This is a genomic window from Kordiimonas sp. (assembly GCF_965216265.1).
Lineage (GTDB): Bacteria > Pseudomonadota > Alphaproteobacteria > Sphingomonadales > Kordiimonadaceae > Kordiimonas.
On the sequence record NZ_OZ244153.1, the window covers coordinates 3,104,743 to 3,124,973 of the forward strand.

Annotated in this window: 16 protein-coding genes; 10 read left to right on the forward strand and 6 right to left on the reverse strand. The window is 54.7% G+C overall.

What is annotated here, in order from left to right:
• Positions 1-9 precede the first annotated feature (9 nt).
• Positions 10-621, reverse strand: coding sequence for a glutathione S-transferase family protein (locus ACOOGA_RS14320; RefSeq protein WP_417461651.1), 612 nt, complete (start codon positions 619-621; stop codon positions 10-12).
• Positions 622-829: 208 nt separating this feature from the next.
• Here ACOOGA_RS14320 and ACOOGA_RS14325 point away from each other — a divergent pair, with 208 nt between their 5' ends.
• Both ACOOGA_RS14325 and ACOOGA_RS14330 read left to right on the forward strand, forming a co-directional pair.
• Positions 830-1,399: a TetR/AcrR family transcriptional regulator gene (locus tag ACOOGA_RS14325; RefSeq protein WP_417461650.1), complete on the forward strand. Its 570-nt coding sequence runs from the start codon at positions 830-832 to the stop codon at positions 1,397-1,399.
• Between the two features lie 80 nt (positions 1,400-1,479).
• Complete coding sequence (locus ACOOGA_RS14330) at positions 1,480-2,307, forward strand: substrate-binding periplasmic protein (RefSeq protein WP_417461649.1); 828 nt, start codon at positions 1,480-1,482, stop codon at positions 2,305-2,307.
• Positions 2,308-2,330: 23 nt separating this feature from the next.
• Here the strand turns inward: ACOOGA_RS14330 and galU are convergent, their stop codons facing one another.
• The 3 genes from galU to ACOOGA_RS14345 all read right to left on the reverse strand — a co-directional run bounded on the left by galU (position 2,331) and on the right by ACOOGA_RS14345 (position 5,341).
• Positions 2,331-3,197, reverse strand: coding sequence for a UTP--glucose-1-phosphate uridylyltransferase GalU (galU, locus tag ACOOGA_RS14335; RefSeq protein ID WP_417461648.1), 867 nt, complete (start codon positions 3,195-3,197; stop codon positions 2,331-2,333).
• A 12-nt stretch (positions 3,198-3,209) separates the two neighbouring features.
• Positions 3,210-4,484 (reverse strand): glucose-6-phosphate isomerase, encoded by a 1,275-nt coding sequence (locus ACOOGA_RS14340; RefSeq protein WP_420428907.1) that lies wholly within the window; start codon positions 4,482-4,484, stop codon positions 3,210-3,212.
• A gap of 248 nt (positions 4,485-4,732) precedes the next feature.
• Complete coding sequence (locus ACOOGA_RS14345) at positions 4,733-5,341, reverse strand: 2OG-Fe(II) oxygenase (RefSeq protein WP_420428909.1); 609 nt, start codon at positions 5,339-5,341, stop codon at positions 4,733-4,735.
• A 208-nt stretch (positions 5,342-5,549) separates the two neighbouring features.
• On the opposite strand from ACOOGA_RS14345, the gene ACOOGA_RS14350 reads away from it, so the two are divergent.
• On the forward strand, positions 5,550-5,984 hold the full coding sequence (locus ACOOGA_RS14350; RefSeq protein WP_420428911.1) for a hypothetical protein: 435 nt from the start codon (positions 5,550-5,552) through the stop codon (positions 5,982-5,984).
• 178 nt (positions 5,985-6,162) lie between these two features.
• The gene (locus tag ACOOGA_RS14355; protein WP_420428913.1) at positions 6,163-7,143 is read left to right on the forward strand and encodes a calcium/sodium antiporter; all 981 of its coding nucleotides are present in this window, start codon (positions 6,163-6,165) and stop codon (positions 7,141-7,143) included.
• A gap of 48 nt (positions 7,144-7,191) precedes the next feature.
• Here ACOOGA_RS14355 and ACOOGA_RS14360 read toward each other — a convergent pair whose 3' ends face one another.
• Both ACOOGA_RS14360 and ACOOGA_RS14365 read right to left on the reverse strand, forming a co-directional pair.
• On the reverse strand, positions 7,192-9,207 hold the full coding sequence (locus ACOOGA_RS14360) for a DUF4910 domain-containing protein (protein ID WP_420428915.1): 2,016 nt from the start codon (positions 9,205-9,207) through the stop codon (positions 7,192-7,194).
• Positions 9,208-9,286: 79 nt separating this feature from the next.
• Positions 9,287-9,880 (reverse strand): hypothetical protein, encoded by a 594-nt coding sequence (locus ACOOGA_RS14365; protein ID WP_420428917.1) that lies wholly within the window; start codon positions 9,878-9,880, stop codon positions 9,287-9,289.
• A 344-nt stretch (positions 9,881-10,224) separates the two neighbouring features.
• Here ACOOGA_RS14365 and ACOOGA_RS14370 point away from each other — a divergent pair, with 344 nt between their 5' ends.
• The 6 genes from ACOOGA_RS14370 (at position 10,225) to gspD (ending at position 20,228) form a co-directional block, all read left to right on the forward strand.
• Positions 10,225-10,602, forward strand: a complete 378-nt coding sequence (locus tag ACOOGA_RS14370) for a tetratricopeptide repeat protein (RefSeq protein WP_417461641.1) — start codon at positions 10,225-10,227, stop codon at positions 10,600-10,602.
• A 387-nt stretch (positions 10,603-10,989) separates the two neighbouring features.
• Positions 10,990-11,526, forward strand: coding sequence for a prepilin peptidase (locus ACOOGA_RS14375; protein ID WP_417461640.1), 537 nt, complete (start codon positions 10,990-10,992; stop codon positions 11,524-11,526).
• A 205-nt stretch (positions 11,527-11,731) separates the two neighbouring features.
• A complete protein-coding gene (locus ACOOGA_RS14380; protein ID WP_417461639.1) occupies positions 11,732-14,563 on the forward strand; it encodes a hypothetical protein in 2,832 nt (943 codons plus the stop codon).
• A gap of 116 nt (positions 14,564-14,679) precedes the next feature.
• Positions 14,680-17,262: a TonB-dependent receptor domain-containing protein gene (locus tag ACOOGA_RS14385; RefSeq protein ID WP_417461638.1), complete on the forward strand. Its 2,583-nt coding sequence runs from the start codon at positions 14,680-14,682 to the stop codon at positions 17,260-17,262.
• A 63-nt stretch (positions 17,263-17,325) separates the two neighbouring features.
• Complete coding sequence (locus ACOOGA_RS14390; protein WP_417461637.1) at positions 17,326-18,210, forward strand: type II secretion system protein N; 885 nt, start codon at positions 17,326-17,328, stop codon at positions 18,208-18,210.
• 11 nt (positions 18,211-18,221) lie between these two features.
• The gene (gene gspD, locus ACOOGA_RS14395; protein WP_417461636.1) at positions 18,222-20,228 is read left to right on the forward strand and encodes a type II secretion system secretin GspD; all 2,007 of its coding nucleotides are present in this window, start codon (positions 18,222-18,224) and stop codon (positions 20,226-20,228) included.
• Positions 20,229-20,231: the final 3 nt, after the last annotated feature.

The window sequence follows — 20,231 nt, forward strand, 5'->3', positions numbered from 1 at the left end:
GTCCTCGCTTCAGGCTGCGACAGCGGGTGTTTTTGGCATGGCGATGAAGCGGTCCAGCTTCTCAATGCGGCTGATCCACGCCTGCACATTGGGGTAGGGCTCAAGCGGCAGACCGCCTTCAGGCGCGTGGGCCACATAGCTATAAATAGCAACATCCGCGAAGGTCGCGCGCTCACCCACCAGATAGTGTTTGCCATCCAATGACCTGTCGAGCTTCTTAAGGAAAGTACGGCCAAGTTCCTGCGCGGTCTCAAGGTCAAAAGGCGCACCAAACACTTTGATAACACGCGCGCGTGCTGCACCGGGCGCCAGCTCGTTCGCGGACCAGATGAACCATTTTTGCACTTCTGCCAGCAAGGCAGGGTCGCGCGGCATCCAGGTTCCGTCATCATATTTGGCGGCCAGATAGGTCAGAATTGCAGTGGATTCGTAAATTGTGACATCCCCGTCGGTCAGCACCGGCACCTTGCCTTCAGGGTTGATGGCGCGAAAAGCATCGCTGCGTTGTTCGCCACCGAGCACGTCAACCTCGATCATCTCTGCCTCCAGCCCCAATAGGGACAGGGCAAGGACGACACGGTGCGCGTGGCCGGAAAGTGTCATATTGTAAAGCTTCATCATGGTGTGATCCTGTTGAGTTGAGAATTACAAGTACTGATCGGTACAGATACATGTACTAATCGGTACTGGTTAGTCAAGCGCACAAAAGACACAGATATGTGAGCGGTGGCTATGTCACTGAGAATAAATTGGAAATTGCATTGTGGTGCATGGCCAAGCGTTTGTGCTATATGTACTGATCAGTACATGTTGATGAGGAGACTCGCGTATGAGCGCGTCAAAACGTGATGAATTGGTCGCAAAAGCGAAGGATATTTTTTACCGCGAGGGCTTTCACGCTACCGGTATGGACCGTTTGGTTGCGGTGACAGGTATATCCAAAACCTCGATGTATAATCACTTTCGCACCAAGGACGAGCTTATCCTCGCGGCGCTTGAGTGGCGCCATAGGGAGCTATATACCCGGTTGACCAAGCGCACCGAAGAATTGGCGACGGAAGCAAAGGACCGCCTTCTGGCATCCTTCGATAGCTTGCGTGAGTGGGTAGAGAGCGATGAATTCAACAGCTGTATGTTTATCAAGGCTTCATCCGAGTATCCGGACCCTGAGCACCCCGTACGTAAGGTTGCGGCAGAACATAAACGCCTTGTTCGCAGTTATTTGACCGATCTGGCAAAGGATGCCGGTGCCCGCGACCCTGAGGAACTGGCAACCCAGCTCTTCCTGTTGAAGGAGGGGGCCGTCATTTCAGCCTATATGGAAGGCAACGCCGATATCGTGGCAGCCGCACGGTCGGCGGCGGTAACGCTGATAGAGACAGCGCTTGCGGATAGCTGATACCATGACAGTAGCCTGAAACCTTGCTGCCACGGCGCTGACGTGGCAGACTTCCCTTCATGGGGGATGGTGAGGTTCATATGCACCGCAGATTGCGGCAATTCCGTTATACACTCTTGAGTGCCATGCTTTGCTTGGTTGTTGCGCCCTTGAGTGCCGCGCAGGACGCTGTCTGTACGCAGGTGCGCGTGGCTGGCCCTGAAAGTTATCCGCCCTTTGTCTGGTATAATGAACCCGGCCCGGAGGTTGACGGCGTTGGCGTTTCTTTTGTGCGGCGCGCCCTTGAAGGTATGGACATCAAGGTGACCTCTGTCAAAACCAGTTCATGGAACCGGTCTCTGGCGCGGGGTGCGGCGGGCGAAATTGATGTGCTCACGGCGCTATACAAAACCGATGAACGCAGCGAAACCATGCATTTTATTGGTCCTTATGGCGCTGAACGCACAGCGGTGGTCTCCCGCGCTGCATTGGGACTTGAGATAAGCCACTTGAGGCAGCTTGAGGGGCTCTATGGTGGTGCCGCCCAGGGAGATAGCCGGGGTGATTTTGTTGAAGGTGAGCTGAAAAACCTGAATGTTATCCGCGCGCCACACGTGCGGTTATTGTTCGCCATGCTAAAGGCTGAGCGGCTGGATTATATTCTGGTGGGGGAATTCTCAGGCCTTGTGCGGCGGGATTTCAATATCCTTGAAGACCCGGCCCTCAAGGTTGATGTGCTGGAGGAACCCACAGAAGGGGTTTATCTCGCTATTTCAAGGCGTTCGCCGTGCTTTGAAACTATTCGCGGGCATCTTGAAAAAAGGGTCATCCTTGCGAAGACAAGCGGTCGCCTAGAGGAAATGAAGCGCGAGGCGCTTGCGCGCTTTCGTGCAGGGCAGGAACCCGCGCCCCCGGCATCAAAACCCTGAACAGCCCCGCTGACTAACCAGCTCTATTGAAATGTGATCAGCTCTTTGAGCTTGCTGGCAAGGTGAGGGTCTTCTGACGCCATGGAAAGGTTGGCCATCAGCCAGCCGATTTTGGAGCCACAGTCAAAACGCCGGCCTTCAAATTCAAGTGCATGGAAGGGCTGTTTGCCGATCAGTTGCGCCATCGCGTCTGTCAGCTGGATCTCACCACCCTGGCCAACGCGCTTTTCTTCCAGAAAATCCATCACTTCAGGTTGCAGGATATAACGCCCAACAACGGCTTGCGTGGACGGAGCATCTTCAGGGTGCGGTTTTTCCACCAGTCCCTGAACCTCGATAACATTGCCCTTACGCGTGCCAGGTGTGATCACCCCGTATTTGGAGGTGTCTTCCTTGGCAACATTCATGGTGGCAATGATATTACCGCCAAGCTCACTATAGGCTTGCACCATTTGTTTCAGAGCGCCGGGTTTGCCCTTGATCAAATCGTCGGGCAAGGCAACCGCGAAGGGGTGGCCGTTCACAAGCTTGCGTGCACACCAGATAGCGTGGCCAAGGCCCAGGGGCCGCATCTGCCGCACATAGGAAATGCGCCCTTCGTCGAGCAGCATGGAGCGCGAGATTTCCAGCGCTTCCTCTTTGCCTTTCTCTTGCAGGATTTTCTCAAGCTCATAAGCGTGATCGAAATGGTCTTCCATCACCTGCTTGTTGCGGCCCGTGACCAGAATGATGTCCTCAATACCAGCCTCAAGCGCTTCCTCAACCGCGTACTGGATCAGCGGACGGTCAAGAACCGGCAGCATCTCCTTGGGGATAGCTTTTGTTGCAGGCAGGAAGCGAGTGCCAAGACCCGCAACCGGCAGGACGATCTTTTTGATCGGAGCGTTCATTAAAAAATCCTGTTAAATTTCCAACTCATTCAAATATTGGCGTGTGAGTATCTTGCCTTCTTCAACCGCTGGCTGGTCAAAGGCGTTAATACCCATCAGGTGCGCCGTTACCACAGTTTCAAGCATGAAGGAGACAAAAAGGCCACCCAAATTTTCTTCTGATAGCGCATCAATCACAATCTCACGCACAGTGCGGTCTTTCGCGCGCAGGGTTTCCTGCGTTGCGCGGCTTTGGCACGTTACCGTGTCACCGATGGTACGGCCCGCCATATAGTCGAGGCCGTAAGCTTTCGCCTCATCAGGGTCGATGCGTGGGCCTTTGCCAAAGCTCGGGATGGTGATGAAGGTGCAGAATTTGTCGTTGGGGCCATCAAGGAACAGCTGAAGCTGGCTGTGCTGGTCCACAGGGCCGACGGCACGTACAGGTGTGGTGCCAAGGCCGTCTTTGCCCAAGCTTTCCGCCCACAGCTGGCCATGCCAACGGGTGAAGGCGCGCAAGCTTTCCGCGTACGGCATGATCAACACCTGGGTGATGCCTTTGTGTTCACTCAACGTTTGTGTGAGCGCGGCACCCACAACGGCTGTGGCCGTCTCTGGGTTGGTCATGAAATCTTCGCACACTTCCTCAGCGCCCTTGCGGAAGGCCTCAACAGAAAGACCGCTGACCGCCACAGGCAGCATGCCCACATTGGTGAGCACACTGAAGCGCCCGCCAACGTCTGTCGGGTGGTCAAGGATCGGGGAGCCGAGCTTTTCACCATAGGTGCGCAAGGGGCGCTCTCCCGGTTCGGTCACGAAAGTGAAATGATCGCCAAGGTTTTCCGCATGCTCACCGCTTTCAATCCAGGAACGGCAGGCAAGAAGCTGCGCCAGCGTTTCAGCGGTGGTGCCGGATTTGGAGACGGCAAGCACATGGGTGCGGCGGGGGTTGAGCTCGCGGAACAAGAGGTCCATCTCAAACGGGCACAGGCTGTCAGGTGTGTGGATGCGCACTTTACCCTTGTTAAACCGGGCGAGGGCAATAGCGGCCTGCGCGCCGAGACTGGAACCACCGGTGCCAAGCACGATCAGGTCATCACAGCTTGCGGTGATACGGGCCGATGCGGCGGCAATGGGCCCCATGTCCGGGCCGTTTGAGGCTTGGCGCGCAAAAGGCAGCAGGCCATCAGCCGCCAATGCCCTGGCGTGCGCCACAGCTTTTGCAAGGTTGGCCTCATAGGCGGCAGTTAGCCCCAGCACTTCAACCTGAGCTTCAAGGCTTTCTTTCCCGAACGAATAAGTGAACATGTTTTTTTCCAAACTCTTTAATTTCCGCAAATGACAACGTTGCCATATAGCCGATATCTTATCTGCGGATCAAGCATTTCTGTATTTAACGCGACTGACTGTTACAAAAAATTGACAGCGCTGACAATGAAATGAAAACTATCTTCCTCTAAAACGTAATATTGTTATCCCGCCGCCTCAGCCTCTAAGCCAGCAATGCTTGAACTTTCAAACGTTTTAATCGTGAAATATGACAGGACGGTGAGGGCTCAGTATTCGCGTTTGCCTTCGCGGAACCAAAGATTGAACGCCCATTTTTCGCCTTCTTCCACCGGCCGCCCGGCGTGCAGTGAAAGCGGGTGTCTGTCTGTCGTGCCTGGCAGGCAATTATGGAATACGAGCAGCTTGCCCATTTCCGCCGGTACGCTGATATTCAGTTTTGGAAATTCAGTCGCGCCGCCTTTAGGCACCACGTTCAGGTAACCAAGCACGGTGATCAGGCGCTGCCCGCCGCCTTTCATGTTTCTCTCCCCCGCCGACGTGGTGGGGTCAAAAGAATCAAAGTGCGGTTTATATTGCGCGCCAACACCGTAGCGGATGATCTGGAATTTTTCTGCGTGGCTCAGCGGCATGCCCACAAGGCCAGAGACTTTATGTGCGATGCGTTTGCAGGCCGGGTCGCCGGTATGGTCAAGCCAGCACACATCATTGGTGCGGCCATCCGAGATAACACCGTCTGTTTCGCCAGACACGGTTGCGCGTTTCATCTCTTCTGTTTTGGCGCGGGCAATCAGGTGTCGACATTCAGGCCCATCGAGAAAATTGGCGATGGTATAAACCCTAGGGTCGAGATGAAGATCGATAATCGCGCGTTTCATGGTACCCCCGGTGCACAAGATGAGGAGTATGGTCATCCCCGATATTGGTATATTCTCCCCTATCACAGCTTAATGAAGGCTTCAGCCCATTTTTAAAGTTGTGCCGAGAATGGTGTGTTACTACAACTGGAAATGAAAAGCGGTGCATCTGCCCCTCCGTGCGTGTAGGAAGAGAAGGCAGATCGCTTGAGAAGAAGGGGAGGATATCATGATCCGAAGGAAATTTCAGGCTTTGATGCTTGTATTGGTGATGGGCCTTAGCGGCGTGTCAGCAGAGTTCTCGTCTGCGCAGGCCGCGCAAAAGTCTTCAAAGAAAACTACGGAAAACCAGATTCTGAAAAACGGGAAATCAATTGGCGACGTGGCAATGCCAGCTGGCGCTGAGGTTGATACGGAAGATTCGCTTATCCTGGGTAACGGCTCCAATGCTTATGGCAAGATCCTCGCGAAAGTGAAGGCCGACCAGATGAAGGTGGCCGACTATTTCAAGGACCATATGCCGCAAGAGGGCTGGGGCCTTATCAGCGAAATGCAGGATGACGATATCCTGCTCACATTCCAGAAGCCAACCCGTGTTGCAACGATCCGGATCGAGCGCGGCTCAAAGGTCAAGCTCACCATCATGGTTTCACCGCGCAACTGATTGCGCGTTTCCGTCGTATAAGATAGGAAGCCCGCGCGGGCGACGCCGTGCGGGCCATAATAATGCCAGCTTTTGCCACTGGAAAAACCCCGCACGTTACCAATATATAGCCTAGGCGCCAGTTTGGCCGCCGCCGCCAAAAACCGCTTTCGCGGGTCCTGTTTTAAAGGGTTGTTGTGTGTTGTTACCAACGTTAGCCGTGATTACTGGCCTTGTTGCGCTTGTCTGGAGTGCAGGCCTTTTCATTGATGGCGCCAAGTCTGTTGCGCAGCGCTTCGGTATGCCGCCCCTTCTTATTGGCATGTTGGTTATAGGCTTTGGTACTTCGGCGCCTGAGATGGTGGTGTCTGGCCTTTCTGCCGGGCAGGGCAACCCGGGCCTCGCGCTTGGTAACGCTTTTGGCTCCAACATCACCAACATTGCGCTTATCCTTGGCATCACCGCGGTCATCCGACCGCTAGGGGTGCATTCTGGCGTGCTTAAAAAAGAACTGCCAATCCTTGCGATCGCAACCGGTCTTGTTGTGCTCTTGATGCTGGACCGGGTGATTGGTTTTTATGATGCGCTGGCTCTTCTGGCTGTTTTCATAGGTCTGACCATCTGGTCTGTGCGCGAAGGCGGCAAACAAAAGCGGGACAGCTTTGGCCTGAGCGTGGACCATACGCTGTGCAAACCCGAAGGCACCATTACACAACCCCTTATCCGGTTGCTTATTGGCCTGCTGTTCCTCGTGCTCAGTTCACAGGCGCTGGTGTGGGGTGCGGTTGAGATCGCAGGTGCGCTGGGCGTTAGCGACGTGGTGATAGGGCTTACGGTTGTCGCCATTGGTACATCACTGCCAGAGCTTGCGTCGTCCGTTATTGCGGCGCGTAAAGGGGACCATGAAATCGCCTTCGGTAATGTGATCGGGTCCAACCTTTTCAATACACTGGCTGTAACCGGCATCGCCGGGTCAATCCACGCGATTGAAGTGGACAGTGTTGTGCTGTTGCGTGACCTGCCAGTAATGGGCTTCCTGACACTTGTCCTCTTTGTGCTGGGATACGGCTTTGGTAGTGGTGGCGGGCGCATCAACCGTTTTGAAGGTGCTTTCCTTCTAACCTGCTTTGTCGGTTATACAGGATGGCTCGTTAGCACCGCGATGGCGGGCCAGGTCTGACGACAAGGGAGTGCGGCAACCCGGTTTTGGATTGCCACATTTTTCGTCCTAATTTTCGCTCAAGACATTCAAGCTTTCGAGTGCCCTGAAATACTCGGTCAGCGCTTCAAGGCTTATGGGGCCGAACTGGGCCACCAGCATGTCATGTATTTCACTGAGCGCTCGTTTGCCGTTCACGAGATTAAGCGCTTCATATGATTTTGCGCGCCCTGACGGCTCCTTGAGCAGGCTGAGCTTGGATAGTTCTTCCTCACCAAGCTTGTCGCTGATGTAACTATACCCAAAGCCGTTCATGGTGCCCTTCACTTCAGTGCCGTGATGATAAACGGTGCCACCAACGGCGGTTTCGGTAACATTCAGCATGGCCATCAGCGCTTTACGTTTTGCACGCAGGTCGTTTGTGTCGGCACCGGGAGCGTAGCCGTGAAGGCTATCAATCAATTGTGCTTCGGCGGCGAAATGGCCGCGCGCCTTCGATGCCCGCACAATATCTGTGCTACTGTTTTGGCTGCTTAGCAGCTCACCCGCACGGCGGATCATACCTGCTTCCACCATGGTGGAAAGCGCGGCAGCATCTTCATCGCCAAGGGAGGCCAGTATCAGCGCTTGCGTAAGCCCGATAAAACCGGCGCGTTTCAGCTTGGTGGGATCGATGTTGGCGGCCATGTCCTTCGTTGTGTGGATATAGCGGTCTGGCCAGTCGTGCAGATAGCTGATGGGAATGCCCCAACTGCCGGAGGCAAAAACATCATGGTCGCTGCCCATGGACAGCCATTCTTTTTGCGCGAGAAGCGGTTCGCGCCTCCCTTCCGCTGATGCGAGCGGGAAGGCGGTGGGGATACCGCTGGCGTAATCAAGCGTGTTGGCGTTTACAAAATCTGTGATGGCTTCCAGCACGTCACCAGATGCATCAATCGCACTTTTGGGCCCGCGCGAGGTGCGGAACACTGCTTTGGTCACGGGGCTGCCGCCCACCATATCCATATGGATAACGTGGCGAATGTTTTTGGCGATATCCGCTTCCGCGTTCAGCCAAATGAGCGTTGCTTCAATCTCTGACGGCCAGATGAAGCGGATGGTGCGTTTTGGTGCAGGCACACTGCCGTCTGCAACCAGCCGCTTTAAGCTCCGCGCCGCCTCAAGGATGGAGACACAACCGCTGGCGTTATCGTTAGCGCCAGGGCGGGGGTGGTCCAGATGGCAGGAAAAGACGATCTCTTCGTTTTTGAGTGCAGGGTCGCTGCCGGGCAGGGTGGCGCTGACGATACGGTATTCACCGGGTTCACGGCGGGCCTCAACCTTGGCATGGAAACGGATACGCTCGCCTGCTTTCAAGCGGGCTTTAAGTTCGCGTGCCTCACCCAGTGTGGTCATGAAAGCGAAGGTATCAAAATCGCGGAAAGTGCTGAGATGGCCCCAGCGCACAAGGCTGTCATCAAGCTGCCACCAGGCTGATTTCTGGTTCGCCGCATAGGAGAGGATGCCCACGGCACCACGTTCTTTCACCGCAAGGGTTTCAACCGCCCCCGGTTGGCTGGAGGTGAGCACAATCTTGCCCTTAACGTCCTTGCCTTCATAATCAGCCACACTTGTGCCCGCGCCAATGTCTATCAGGTCTGCGGTTACATTGGCGCTGTCGCTGTCTAGTGCGAGGGTAAGCGGGCGGGCAGACCAGTCGGCCAGGCGGCGGGTCTTGGCCCATTCGCCATTACGGTTTTCGCTCAACTCCCACAGTTCGGCAAAATCAACCTGCCAGGCAAGGCGGGATTTTTGCGTGCCATACATGGTTTGGCCGTCTGCCGCATAGGTGAAGGTGTGCACCGTGTCATAGCCGTATGAGCCAAGCTCATCCGCGACGAAGCTTGCGGCCTTGTTGAAGCCGTCGCTCGCGCGCATGCGGTGGTAAAGCGTGATGGTATCAAGGTTGCGCTTGGCTTTAACGCCCGAGATTTCTTCAGAGACAGCTTTGAGCTCAGGCTCGGAGATCAGTGTGGTGATTGGCTCACTTGCCGCGAGTGCGCCTGAAAGCGCGAAAAGGCTACCGGTGATGATTGTCTTGAACATGGATTGCTCCCCTCTCATGCGAGGGAGAGCTTATAACAGCCTGCGGTTTTGACAAGCTTCTTGGGGTAGGGAGGGAAGGTTAGATTTTGAGATCGCTGCTCAATGTTTCCATGACCTGGGCGCGGGCGGATGCGAGGATAGCTTCGCCCTTTTCGCGAACGTCAGTTGCGATATTATCTTGCTCGCTCAGCAGCTTGATGAAATGCGGGGACGATTCTTTTTCCCGGAGGATGGATTTGAGCTCACTATCCTCGAAACGCTCGTCATAAATGCTGGCCAGCATGTCGCTCCAGCGTGTGCCGTAGCTGGCTTGCGCCTTTTTGATGGCACGAACGACCGTGTCTTGCACATGGGCAAAGCCGTACCGCTTGATGGCGACGCGCACATAAGTGTCGTTTTTTACATCATGCAAAAGGAGGAGGGACAGGTTTTTGCTGGCGCCTGAGAAGCGCACAAAATCATGCGCTGCATCCGCTGGTGCCGTGAGACGGCTGGAAGATGGGCGGGCGGAAAGGGATGCAAGAAGGTCGCTCTCACCGGTGTTGCACTCGGCTTTCGCCATATTGCCAGGTACAATGCTAGCCCCCGCATGCGCTGGGGCCGTGAGAAGGCAAAACGCGGCAAGAGTGGCAGTGGCAACAGGAGCTAAAAACCGGTGAAACGAACGTGTCATCTATGATCCCGAAAACTGGTCAAAAACATCTCGCAGCAAGCTCTTGAGCCATGTCTTGATGATCGTCACAAAAGCCGCTTACACGCTCTCTGTAGGTGGAAAAGGGTGACAAATCCGCCTTTTTCTGACACTGTCATAAAAAATTCATACGCTAGTCTGCGAATCAGGTAATTTTTGGTAAAACATTGAATCTAAACAGTAATATTTTCCCTCCTAACACCAAAAAAAATTAATCCAATGGCTTCAAAACGTTAAATCCTGTTTGGGTACATCTACTGCGTGGTGGTACATTAATTTGTAACAAACGTGTCCATAATAGGAAGATTTGCCAAGAGGAGGCCAGTATGCGTTTTGGATCTTTCGGTGCAATTATCAGTGTTACAGTTTTGACCGCATGTGCGACCGCTGAGGCGCCACGATTCGCGGATGAGATGCAGCCATCAGCAATTGACGGCTACGCCAAATCAGAACTGCAAGAAGGCGACTGGAGCAAAGCAGAAGCAGCGCTTCTCGGTGCGGATGTCGCAGATGAAGACCAGGTTTTCGCGAAACTTAATCTCGCGTTCGTTTATTCAACAACCGGCCGCAAGGATCAGGCTGTTGCCATGTACCGTGAAATTCTTTCCGGTAACGACAATCCCTATGCGCTTCTGATGAACGGCGAACCACGCCGCGTGAAGACGATCGCAAAAACGGCACTTGACCGCCTAGGTGTTGAATAAATCCGGGTGTTGAATAAGGTCTGATGGGTTGGGGGTGCTATGCCCCCAACAATTACCAGCCATGTACGATTGGTCCGGGGAGCACCGGCTAGCAGAGCCGCAGGGTCATGTGATGGCCCTGCCGTATCCCGCGCGGCTGTGATCTGTGATCTACTCAATTGAAACCCGGGTCTGGGCCTAAGAGGACTTTGGTTTCATTCCCACCTCTCCCGCCGCGTCTCACACACAGCGCGGGGGAGGTGGCTCCATGAGCCATCCCAGATATCACAACATCGGTGATCAGAGCTCCGGTGACCACAACCCCGGCCATCGTTTCTATTGACCCCATGCGTTATTGCTCCCTAGGGTCGTGCCTGACTGGGTTCGAGTTTTGGGAAGGGGTAGGCCGTGCGTAAAGTGGAGACGGCTCATATCATTGTGGCGGTGGTGTTCTTGGTGCCGCTGGTGGCGCTCATGTTTTCACGCGCGCCTGTGATGGTATCCTTCGTGTTATATGCCAACCTCTATGCGCTCGCGCTTTATGACTGGCACAGCTTCCGCCTGCCCAATCTTTTGAACGCATCCCTCCTGATAACTGGCTTTATGGGCACTTATGCTTTGGGCGGCGATATGGTCGCGCACCTCATTGGCGCTGTGGTCGGGTTCGCCTTTATCGTGTTGCTTGACCTCGCCTACAGGCGCTTGCGCGGCCGGGCCGGGATCGGCATGGGGGATGCCAAATTTCTCGCTGGCGCCGGCGCGTGGGTCGGGTGGGTCGGATTACCCCCAATTCTGTTTATTGCAAGCATGGCCGGACTCGGCGCAATCCTTATAAAATCGATTGCAGGAAAGCGTCATGAAAGGGCTGAACAGATGCCTTTTGGGCCTTACCTCTGTTTGGGGCTTTGGCTAACATGGTTGTATTTTAATCGCATAAATATATAAAACGCTGCAAATATGCCACAAATGGCGTTTTGAGGGCCCTGCTTATGGGTCAAATCGTTATGTGACACCAATGGTCAAATAACTGCAAACAAACTGAAACACATCCAGATTACCGATCATTTCCCGTGAGCTGACAGCAATACGTTGGCCATTTCGCTTGCACCAATTTTTCAAGCGACATCTTAGGCGTCGTACGGGGAATACAATGACAAACCTTCAGATTTTAAAGAATACGCTTCTCGCAGCCGTGGCCTCACTGGCACTGGTTGCTTGTGGTGACGATAGTACAGAGCTTGCCTCTCCGGGCAATTCAGGCCCGAACCCGGGCACTGGCAACCCACCTGATCCGACTGATCCGACTGATCCGACAGATCCAGGTGACGGTGAGTGCCCGGAAGGCACAGAAACCGTAACGGTTGGCAGTCAGGATCATTGCCGGCTTTCAGGTACAATCACCGAAAACCTGACCCTTACTTCCGACAACATCTACCAGCTTTCGGGTAAAGTGGTTGTTGGTGTTGACACTGGCGCAGACGGCTCAGCCGCCGCCGGTGACGCAGCTACCCTGACAATTGAAGCCGGTACGCGCGTCTATGGCGCGACGCAAACCGACCTTCTCGTGATCTCACGTGGTTCAAAAATTGAAGCTGTTGGCTCGCAAAGCGAACCCATTATCTTTACATCGGGCCTTGACCTCGGTTACGCATCCGCGCTTGGGCTTACACCACGCGGCGGTCACTCAGGCTCCGCCCTGACCGAGCCTTTCACTTCCGAGTGGGGCGGTCTGATCCTCAACGGTAAAGCAACCATCAACACCTGTAACGGTGACGGTGTGTGTGAAGCCGAAGGCGAGGGCGACAGCGGCCTTTATGGCGGCAGCGACGATACCGACGATAGCGGCACAATGAAATATGTGCAGATCAAATACGCAGGCAACCCCATCACTGGTGACGATGAGCTGAACTCGCTCGCGCTTCAGGGTGTTGGTTCCGGTACAGAGCTTGATTACATCAACATCCACAACGGTGCGGATGATGGTATCGAGTTTTTCGGTGGTACAGCACAAATCAAGCACCTTGTTGTTACAGGGTCTGACGATGACGGTTTTGACTGGACACAAGGCTGGCGCGGTAAAGCCCAGCATGTGATCATCATGCAGAACCCTAATCAGCCCGCTTCTGACCAGGGTATCGAGGCTGATAACTTTGGCGATGGTAACGACTTCCTGCCACGCGCAAAACCACGCCTTGCCAACTTCACCATCGTTGGTTCGCAAAGCCAGAGCGGCGAGAGCGATATCGGCATGCTGCTTCGTGAAGGCACCGGCGCAAATATCTATAACACTGTGGTATCCGATTTTGGTGATGCGTGCCTTGACATCGACCAGGACGCAACCTTCACCAACGCGGGCTCAAGCGCCACCAACCTCACGGGCAATCTGACGATCCAGAGCACATTGCTCGACAGTGGTTGTGCGTCTGTGTTCAAGGATGATGGCAACAATTTCGACCTGGAAACATATTTCACAAACCAGTCGAACAACGTTGTTGGTACAACCACGCTGTCTAACGGCTTTATCAACGGCTCTGCTGAAAACGCAGTTGTTGGCACAGACGTCAGCGCAATCGACAGCTTCTTCGATGCGACTGATTATGCAGGTGCAGTGAAAAGCTCCGACGGTTCAGATAACTGGACCCTGGGCTGGACATATGGTCTGAACCCTGATCCGGAATGTCCGACAGGCACTTCTGAAAACACAGACGGCCAGTGTGTGCTTTCAGGTACCTATACAAGCGACCTTCGCCTTGTGTCAGGCCTTGATTATGTGCTTGATGGCAAAGTGACCTTCGGTGTCGATATGGGCCCTGACCCAGACGCACCACTGTCCACAGGTGACGCAGCAACGCTGACCATCGAGCCTGGCGTAACAGTTATGGGCGCAGACCTTGAGAGCTACCTCATCATCTCTCGCGGTTCAAAAATCAACTCGAACGGTACAAAAGACGCGCCGGTTACCTTTACGGCGATCGACCCTGACACCCGTAACCTCGACACCGACACTTCCCTCTGGGGCGGTATCGTGATCAACGGTCGCGCTTCCATCAACACCTGTAACGGTTCCGGTACATGTGAAGCTGAAGGCGAGGGCGATAGCGGTCTTTACGGCGGTGTTGATGATGCCGACGACAGTGGCCAGATCTTCTACACCCGCGTTGTTTACGCTGGTAACCCGATCACGGGTGATGACGAGCTGAACTCCATCGCATTCCAGGGCGTAGGCTCCGGCACTGAAGTTGATTATGTAAACGTCCACAACGGTGCAGATGACGGTATCGAATTCTTCGGTGGTACGGTTAACGCAAAACACCTCGTGATTACCGGCTCTGATGATGACAGCCTCGACTGGACACAAGGTTGGCGCGGTAAGGTTCAATACCTCGTTATCGTACAGAACCCGAACCAGCCTGCAACTGACCAAGGCATCGAAGCTGATAACTTCGGCGACGGCAACGACTTCCTGCCTCGCGCTCATCCGCAAATCTCCAACGCCACAATCATTGGCGCGGGCGAAGCTGGCGGCGAGAGCGACATCGGGATCCTGCTTCGGGAAGGTACAGCGGGCAACATCTACAACACTGTTGTTGCGGACTTTGGCGATGCCTGCCTCGATATCGACCAGGACGCTACGTTCGCGGTATCCGGCACAAGCGCAACTGACCTGACTGGTGACCTGACCATGCAATCAACGCTGCTGGCGGAAAGCTGCGCAAGCACCTTCGCTGACGACGGTAACGTGTTTGATCTGGAAACTTGGTTCCTGAACCAGAGCAACAACTTTGTTGCAGCCCACACCCTGACAACGCAAAGCGGTGCGGCTTCTTACAAGAACTACATCAACGGTTCTACTGAAGCTGGCGCAACCGCAACGGATGTCACAGCGGTAGACAGCTTCTTCGATGCCACCACCTTCATCGGTGCGGTATCGGGCTCCTCTGCTGACTGGGTGGCAGGCTGGACCGTCTGGCTGAACCAGTAATCAAAACCATGAGCCGTGGTGGGGGAACATCTCTCGCTGCGGCTCCCGTTTATGAAAATCCCATAAGCTGGATGTGAAAAATGAAATTGTCCCACAATAGTCTTAAAGGCTCTCTGATGGCCTCGACTTTCCTGGTTGCAGCACCTGCGCTTTTCGCAACGGGTGCTTTTGCGCAGGAGAGTGATAATCAAGACAGTGGTGTTGAGGAAATCACCGTTCAGGGCCGTTATATTCCTGACGAAAAGCGGGCTACTTCCGAGATCGCAAACGTTATCGACTCTGATGCTTTCTCCCTCGCGGGTGACAGTGATGTCGCCGTTGCGTTGCAGCGTGTACCGGGTTTGTCGCTGGTTGGTGGCAAATACGTATATGTTCGTGGCCTTGGTGAGCGCTATTCCTCTACGCTTCTTAACAACTCGGGTATCCCGAGCCCGGAACCGCTCAGGAAAGTTGTTCCGCTCGATATCTTCCCAACAGCGCTGATCGAATCCGTGCTGGTACAGAAAACCTATTCGCCTGTTTACCCAGGTGAATTTGGTGGTGGCGTGATCGACCTGCGCACCAAAGCTGTACCGGATGACTTCGTTCTCGAGATTGGCATCGAAGGCAAATATAATTCCGAAGCAACCTTCAAAGACGGCCTGAGCTATGACGGCACAAGCTCTGAAATCTTCGGTTTTGGCGGTTCGCGCCGGAATATCCCGGCCGAGCTTCTCAAGGACGTAACGCTCGAAAGCCTTACCCCCGATGAGCTTGAAGCAGCGGGCGAAGCCCTGCCGAATATCTGGTCCATCGACAGCGAGACGAACCTGCCTGGTGCGGGTATCGATTTTGTATGGGGTAACCGGTATGACGTGGGTGATGAAAGCGCCTTCGGTTTCTTCACGGCTGTTACCTATGATGTGAACACCCGCCACCGTAACGGTGTTCGTCGCACGGTGACCACATCGAACGCTGGCCCGGTTATCCGGTCCAACTTCGCGCCAGAAGTTTGTAACTTTGAAGACTTCGAAGGCCGTGGTGGCGATGACTGTGGTGTGCGCCAAACCAATATGGACGTATCGCTGAACGGTATCCTGTCGCTCGGTTACGAGTTCAACAACAATCACTCGCTGAACCTGACATCAACGGTTCTGCGCCAAAGCACCAAGCGTTCCGTTATCGAGAAAGGCTTGTTTGCACAAGAAGACTCGCTTCGCACAAAATCAACCATCGACTGGATTGAAAGCCAGGTATGGGCCAACCAGTTGAGCGGGGAGCACGTGTTTGCGCTCTTTGGTGACAGTGATACCTTTCAGGACACCAGCTTCAATTGGCGCGCAAACTACTCGCGCTCCGACCGTGATGTGCCACTGCGCCGGAACACCGTTTATGAATATAACGATGGCTTGGGTGAGCACCTGATCCTCGCACGGACGGACGGTAACACCACCTCCTATAACGTGCTTGATGAAGAGACCAAGGAGTTTGGTTTTGATATCGAACAGCCCATGTATGTGGCCGATATCCCGATCGATATCCTCGGTGGTTTCACCTATGCGGATAAAGAGCGTAGCTTCGGCCTCGTTCGTTATAACTTCGCCTTCCCGTCGGGTGTCAGCACAGACCTCCGTCAGCTGGTGCCCGAGATCATCTTCGGCCCGGTTAACATTGACCCGGACGGCATTCGCCTGACCGAGATTTTCGATGCGTCTGACTTCTACACTGCAAGCTTTGAAAACATTCAGGGCTATCTTGGTGCAGACGTTGAACTGTCGGCGAAGATGCGGTTGGCCTTTGGTGTTCGGTATGAGGACAGCACGCAGATCGTTGATACCGTAGACCGGACAACGGACGAGGCGATCCAGGTAACGCAGAAGGGTGAATACTGGCTTCCAGCTGCAACCTTCACCTATGAGATCGTTGATAACATGCAGGTGCGTTTGGCTTATAGCCAGACGATTGCGCGCCCGGACATGCGTGAGCTTTCCACGGCACCATTTGTTGATGACGAACGTGGCCTGACGGTTCGCGGTAACCCGAACCTGCGTATCGCCGAGATTGACAACTATGACGCCCGTTTTGAGTGGTATTTTGCTGCGGGTGAAAGCCTGACGGTCGGTGCTTTCTATAAAGAGTTCACCAACCCGATCGAGCAAAGTGCGCAAGCGCTTGGTGAGGGCCGCCTGATCACTTACGTGAACGGTGAATCTGCCAAGCTGAAGGGCGTTGAAGTTGAAGTTGAAAAAATCCTGTTTCTTCAGGATTGGTTCGGCTGGGACTGGCTCGGCAGTCGTGAGATGTTCATCAAGGCCAACGGCTCTTACATCGACGGTGAAACCACGACCGCAGAGGCGGATCTGGGCATTGTCACCAACGCTGTGCGCAGCTTCCAGGGTCAGTCTGAATGGCTCGGCAACGTGCAGCTTGGCTGGCGTGATTATGACCGCGGTGAAAACCTCGCGCTTGTGCTCAACTACACCGGCCAGCGCTTGTCGCTTCTCGGTGTGTTTGGTGCGCCGGACGAGTTTGAGAACCCACCTCTGATGCTCAACTTTGCTTACAGCAAGGAGTTTGATCTGGGCGGTAATGTGCTCGAGATGAAACTTGAGGCGGAAAACCTGCTGGGTGACGAAATTCTCTATACCCAGTTCGGTATCGCGACAGAGCAGTACGACCTCGGGCGCACGGTTTCGCTCGGCTTCAAATATAAATTCTAATCAGGCACCCAGATGCCAGCGACCCAACGCTTCGGCGTTGGGTCATAGAGTAAAAAGACAAGAATGAAAAACAAAGTTGCTTCGATGTCCGCGATGCTCAGGCGCGGCGACAAAAATGGCAAAGTCCGGCGGAAGTCCGTTCAGACTAAAGGCCCCCATTTTGTTCAAATGAGTGTGCTTATTGGCGAAATTTGCGCAGTGGTATTGCTCGCTTATATCGCCGTGCAGTTCTCCTATGCCCTGATGGCCCCAACGCCGGGCGGGGCAGCCACCACAAGCTCCTCAAAGGCCGCTAAGCCAACACCGATGAGCGATTTCACTGTTCTCACCAGCTTTGACCCTTTCTACCGCGCAGTGGCGGATGCAGCCCCCGCATTAGATGAGGCTGCACCTGAAAGCTCGCTCAAGATCGCGCTTTATGGTGTGCGGGCAGATGGCGAAGGCGGCGGCAGCGCCATCACGTCATCCGGTGATGCCCAGAAGCTTGTGCGGGTGGGTGAAGAGCTCGCGCCCGGCGTAACGCTTCAGGGTGTATATGCGGACCGGGTGGAAATCAGCCGCCGGGGCATCCGCGAAGCGGTGTATTTGCGGCCCAAGGGTAAGCGCCAATCGGTGAGGCAACCAACGCGGCAGAGTGTGGCGCAAAACGCCGCCACACCCAAGATGCCCCAAAACGACATGCTGGCCGAGCTTTCAGCGCTCAAACTTGAGCCTGTGCGCCGGTCTGGGCGTCTTGCAGGCTTCCGGGTTAATGAGAAAACCGACGCCACACTCGCAGCGCAGTTCCGCCTCATTCCTGACGACATATTGATGGCTGTGAACGGCAGCCCCCTCACCTCATTCGAGCGCCTCGCAGAGCTGGCGGAAGAATTTAAACACGCGAAAAACCTGACCTTTGAGATCGAACGCAACGGTGCGCTCGTGACCGAAGAGGTCACGCTTAGGTAAATGAATTGGTCATGATGCAGAAATTTTTCAGAAAAATCCTTTTGGTATCGGTGCTTATGGCCTCCGGCCTCCCGGCTTACGCGCAGGATCATGTGCTGAATTATCGTGACGCTGACATTCGCGTGTTTATCGACGATATCGCGGCGCTTACCGGGCGTACCTTCATCATTGACCCGCGCGTGCGGGGGCAGGTGAATGTGGTTTCAACCGATCCCGTCTCTGGTGACGGTGTGTTTCAGACCTTCCTTTCCGCGCTCAGGGTCAATGGTTTCGCTGTCGTAACGACTTCAAGCGGCGCGCTTAAGATCATCCCTGATGATCAGGTGGCGCAGGAAGCAGGCCCGGTGGATGAAGACCGTGTGGGTGATTTGATGATCACCAAGGTGTTCACCCTCAAGTTTGCAGACCCGCTGGCGGTGCAGGCGGCGGCCAAGCCATTTGTGTTTAAAAACGGCCGTACTTTTGCGCGCCGGGGCATGCCGCACCTTATCGTTACCGACTATGCAGATAACCTTGAGCGTATCGAAAAACTCATTCAAAGCATGGACTTGGACAAGTCCGTCATCCGCACACTGTCGCTTGAAAATACCTCTGCGACCGAGATGGCGGAGATCACGCTCTCGCTTTCGGCCCAACCGGGTTTTGAAGACAACACCTACCAAAACCTGTCTGTGATCCCGCTTGAAAGCAGCAATACGCTGATCCTCAAGGGGCAGGCGGAAGTGATTGAGATGTTCCTGCCCGTGATACGGGACTTGGATAAAAACAACGCCTCACGCGGTGACCTGCGGGTGATTTACCTGAAGCACGCCAACGCAGACAAGCTTCTGCCGATGCTGGAAACCATCACCAACTCTATCAAAAAAACCGACGGCAAGGCACAGCCTGTGGGCGAGGTTACGGTGTCTGCTTACGCGGGCGCCAACGCGATTATCATAAACGCGGCTCCTGAGATGCAGCAAAAACTCACCAGTGTAATTCGCATGCTGGATGTTGCACGGGCGCAGGTGCTGGTGGAAGCCATTGTGGTGGAAGTGTCTGAAGGTGCTGCGAAAAACCTCGGCGTGCAATATGTTCTCGCAGGCGGCGACAAGGACGGTATCCCCTTCACTGTCGCGAACTATTCAAACTCTGCGCCCAATGTGCTGGCGGTTACTGGCGCACTGGTGGTGGACGGCAAAGGCGGTTCCTCAGGCGATGACGATGATGACGATAGCTCATCGTCTTCGTCGACATCTGACCTCCTGAAAGCCGCAGCGGTAGACAGCCTTCTGGGCTTCAACGGCTTCGGCCTGGGGGTTGGTGGGCGCACCAAGGGCGGCGGTGTGTTTGGTGTGATCCTCAATGCGCTGGCCACCGATACGGGCAGCAATATCCTTTCCACCCCCTCTATCGTGACGATGGATAACGAACCGGCGAGCTTCCTGTCAGGTCAGGAAATCCCGATCACAACGGGCGAGGCGCTTGGCAGTGCCAACTCCAACCCGTTCCGTACGGTTGAGCGCAAGAATGTGGGCATCCAGCTTGAGGTCACACCGCAGGTGAACGAGGGCGACGAAATCCGCCTCGCTATCCGGCAGGAAATCTCTAGCGTTGCGGGGCCGATCAACAGCGAATCGACTGATCTCATTACCAACAAGCGCGAAATCCAGACCACCGTGCGGGTCAAGGACGGGGAGATCGTGGTGCTTGGTGGCCTTATCCAGCAAAACGAGACCACCTCGGTCGATAAAGTGCCGTTTCTTGGTGATATCCCGCTGCTGGGCCGTGCCTTCCGGTCCGACAAGAAAAACGCGTCAAAGACAAACCTGATGATTTTCCTCCGCCCCACCATCCTGCGCGGTAGCGAGGATATGAGTGCGGTGACGGCCCGGAAGTATGACTATATCCGCACCAAACAAGCGGGTGTGAAATCGCAGATGCCGATTGATCAACTGGTGAATGAAGTGATGGGCGGCAATGCGCCCGCACCGCTAAATGCACCGCTTCCGATCATTGATGAAGGCAGGCCGGAATAAATA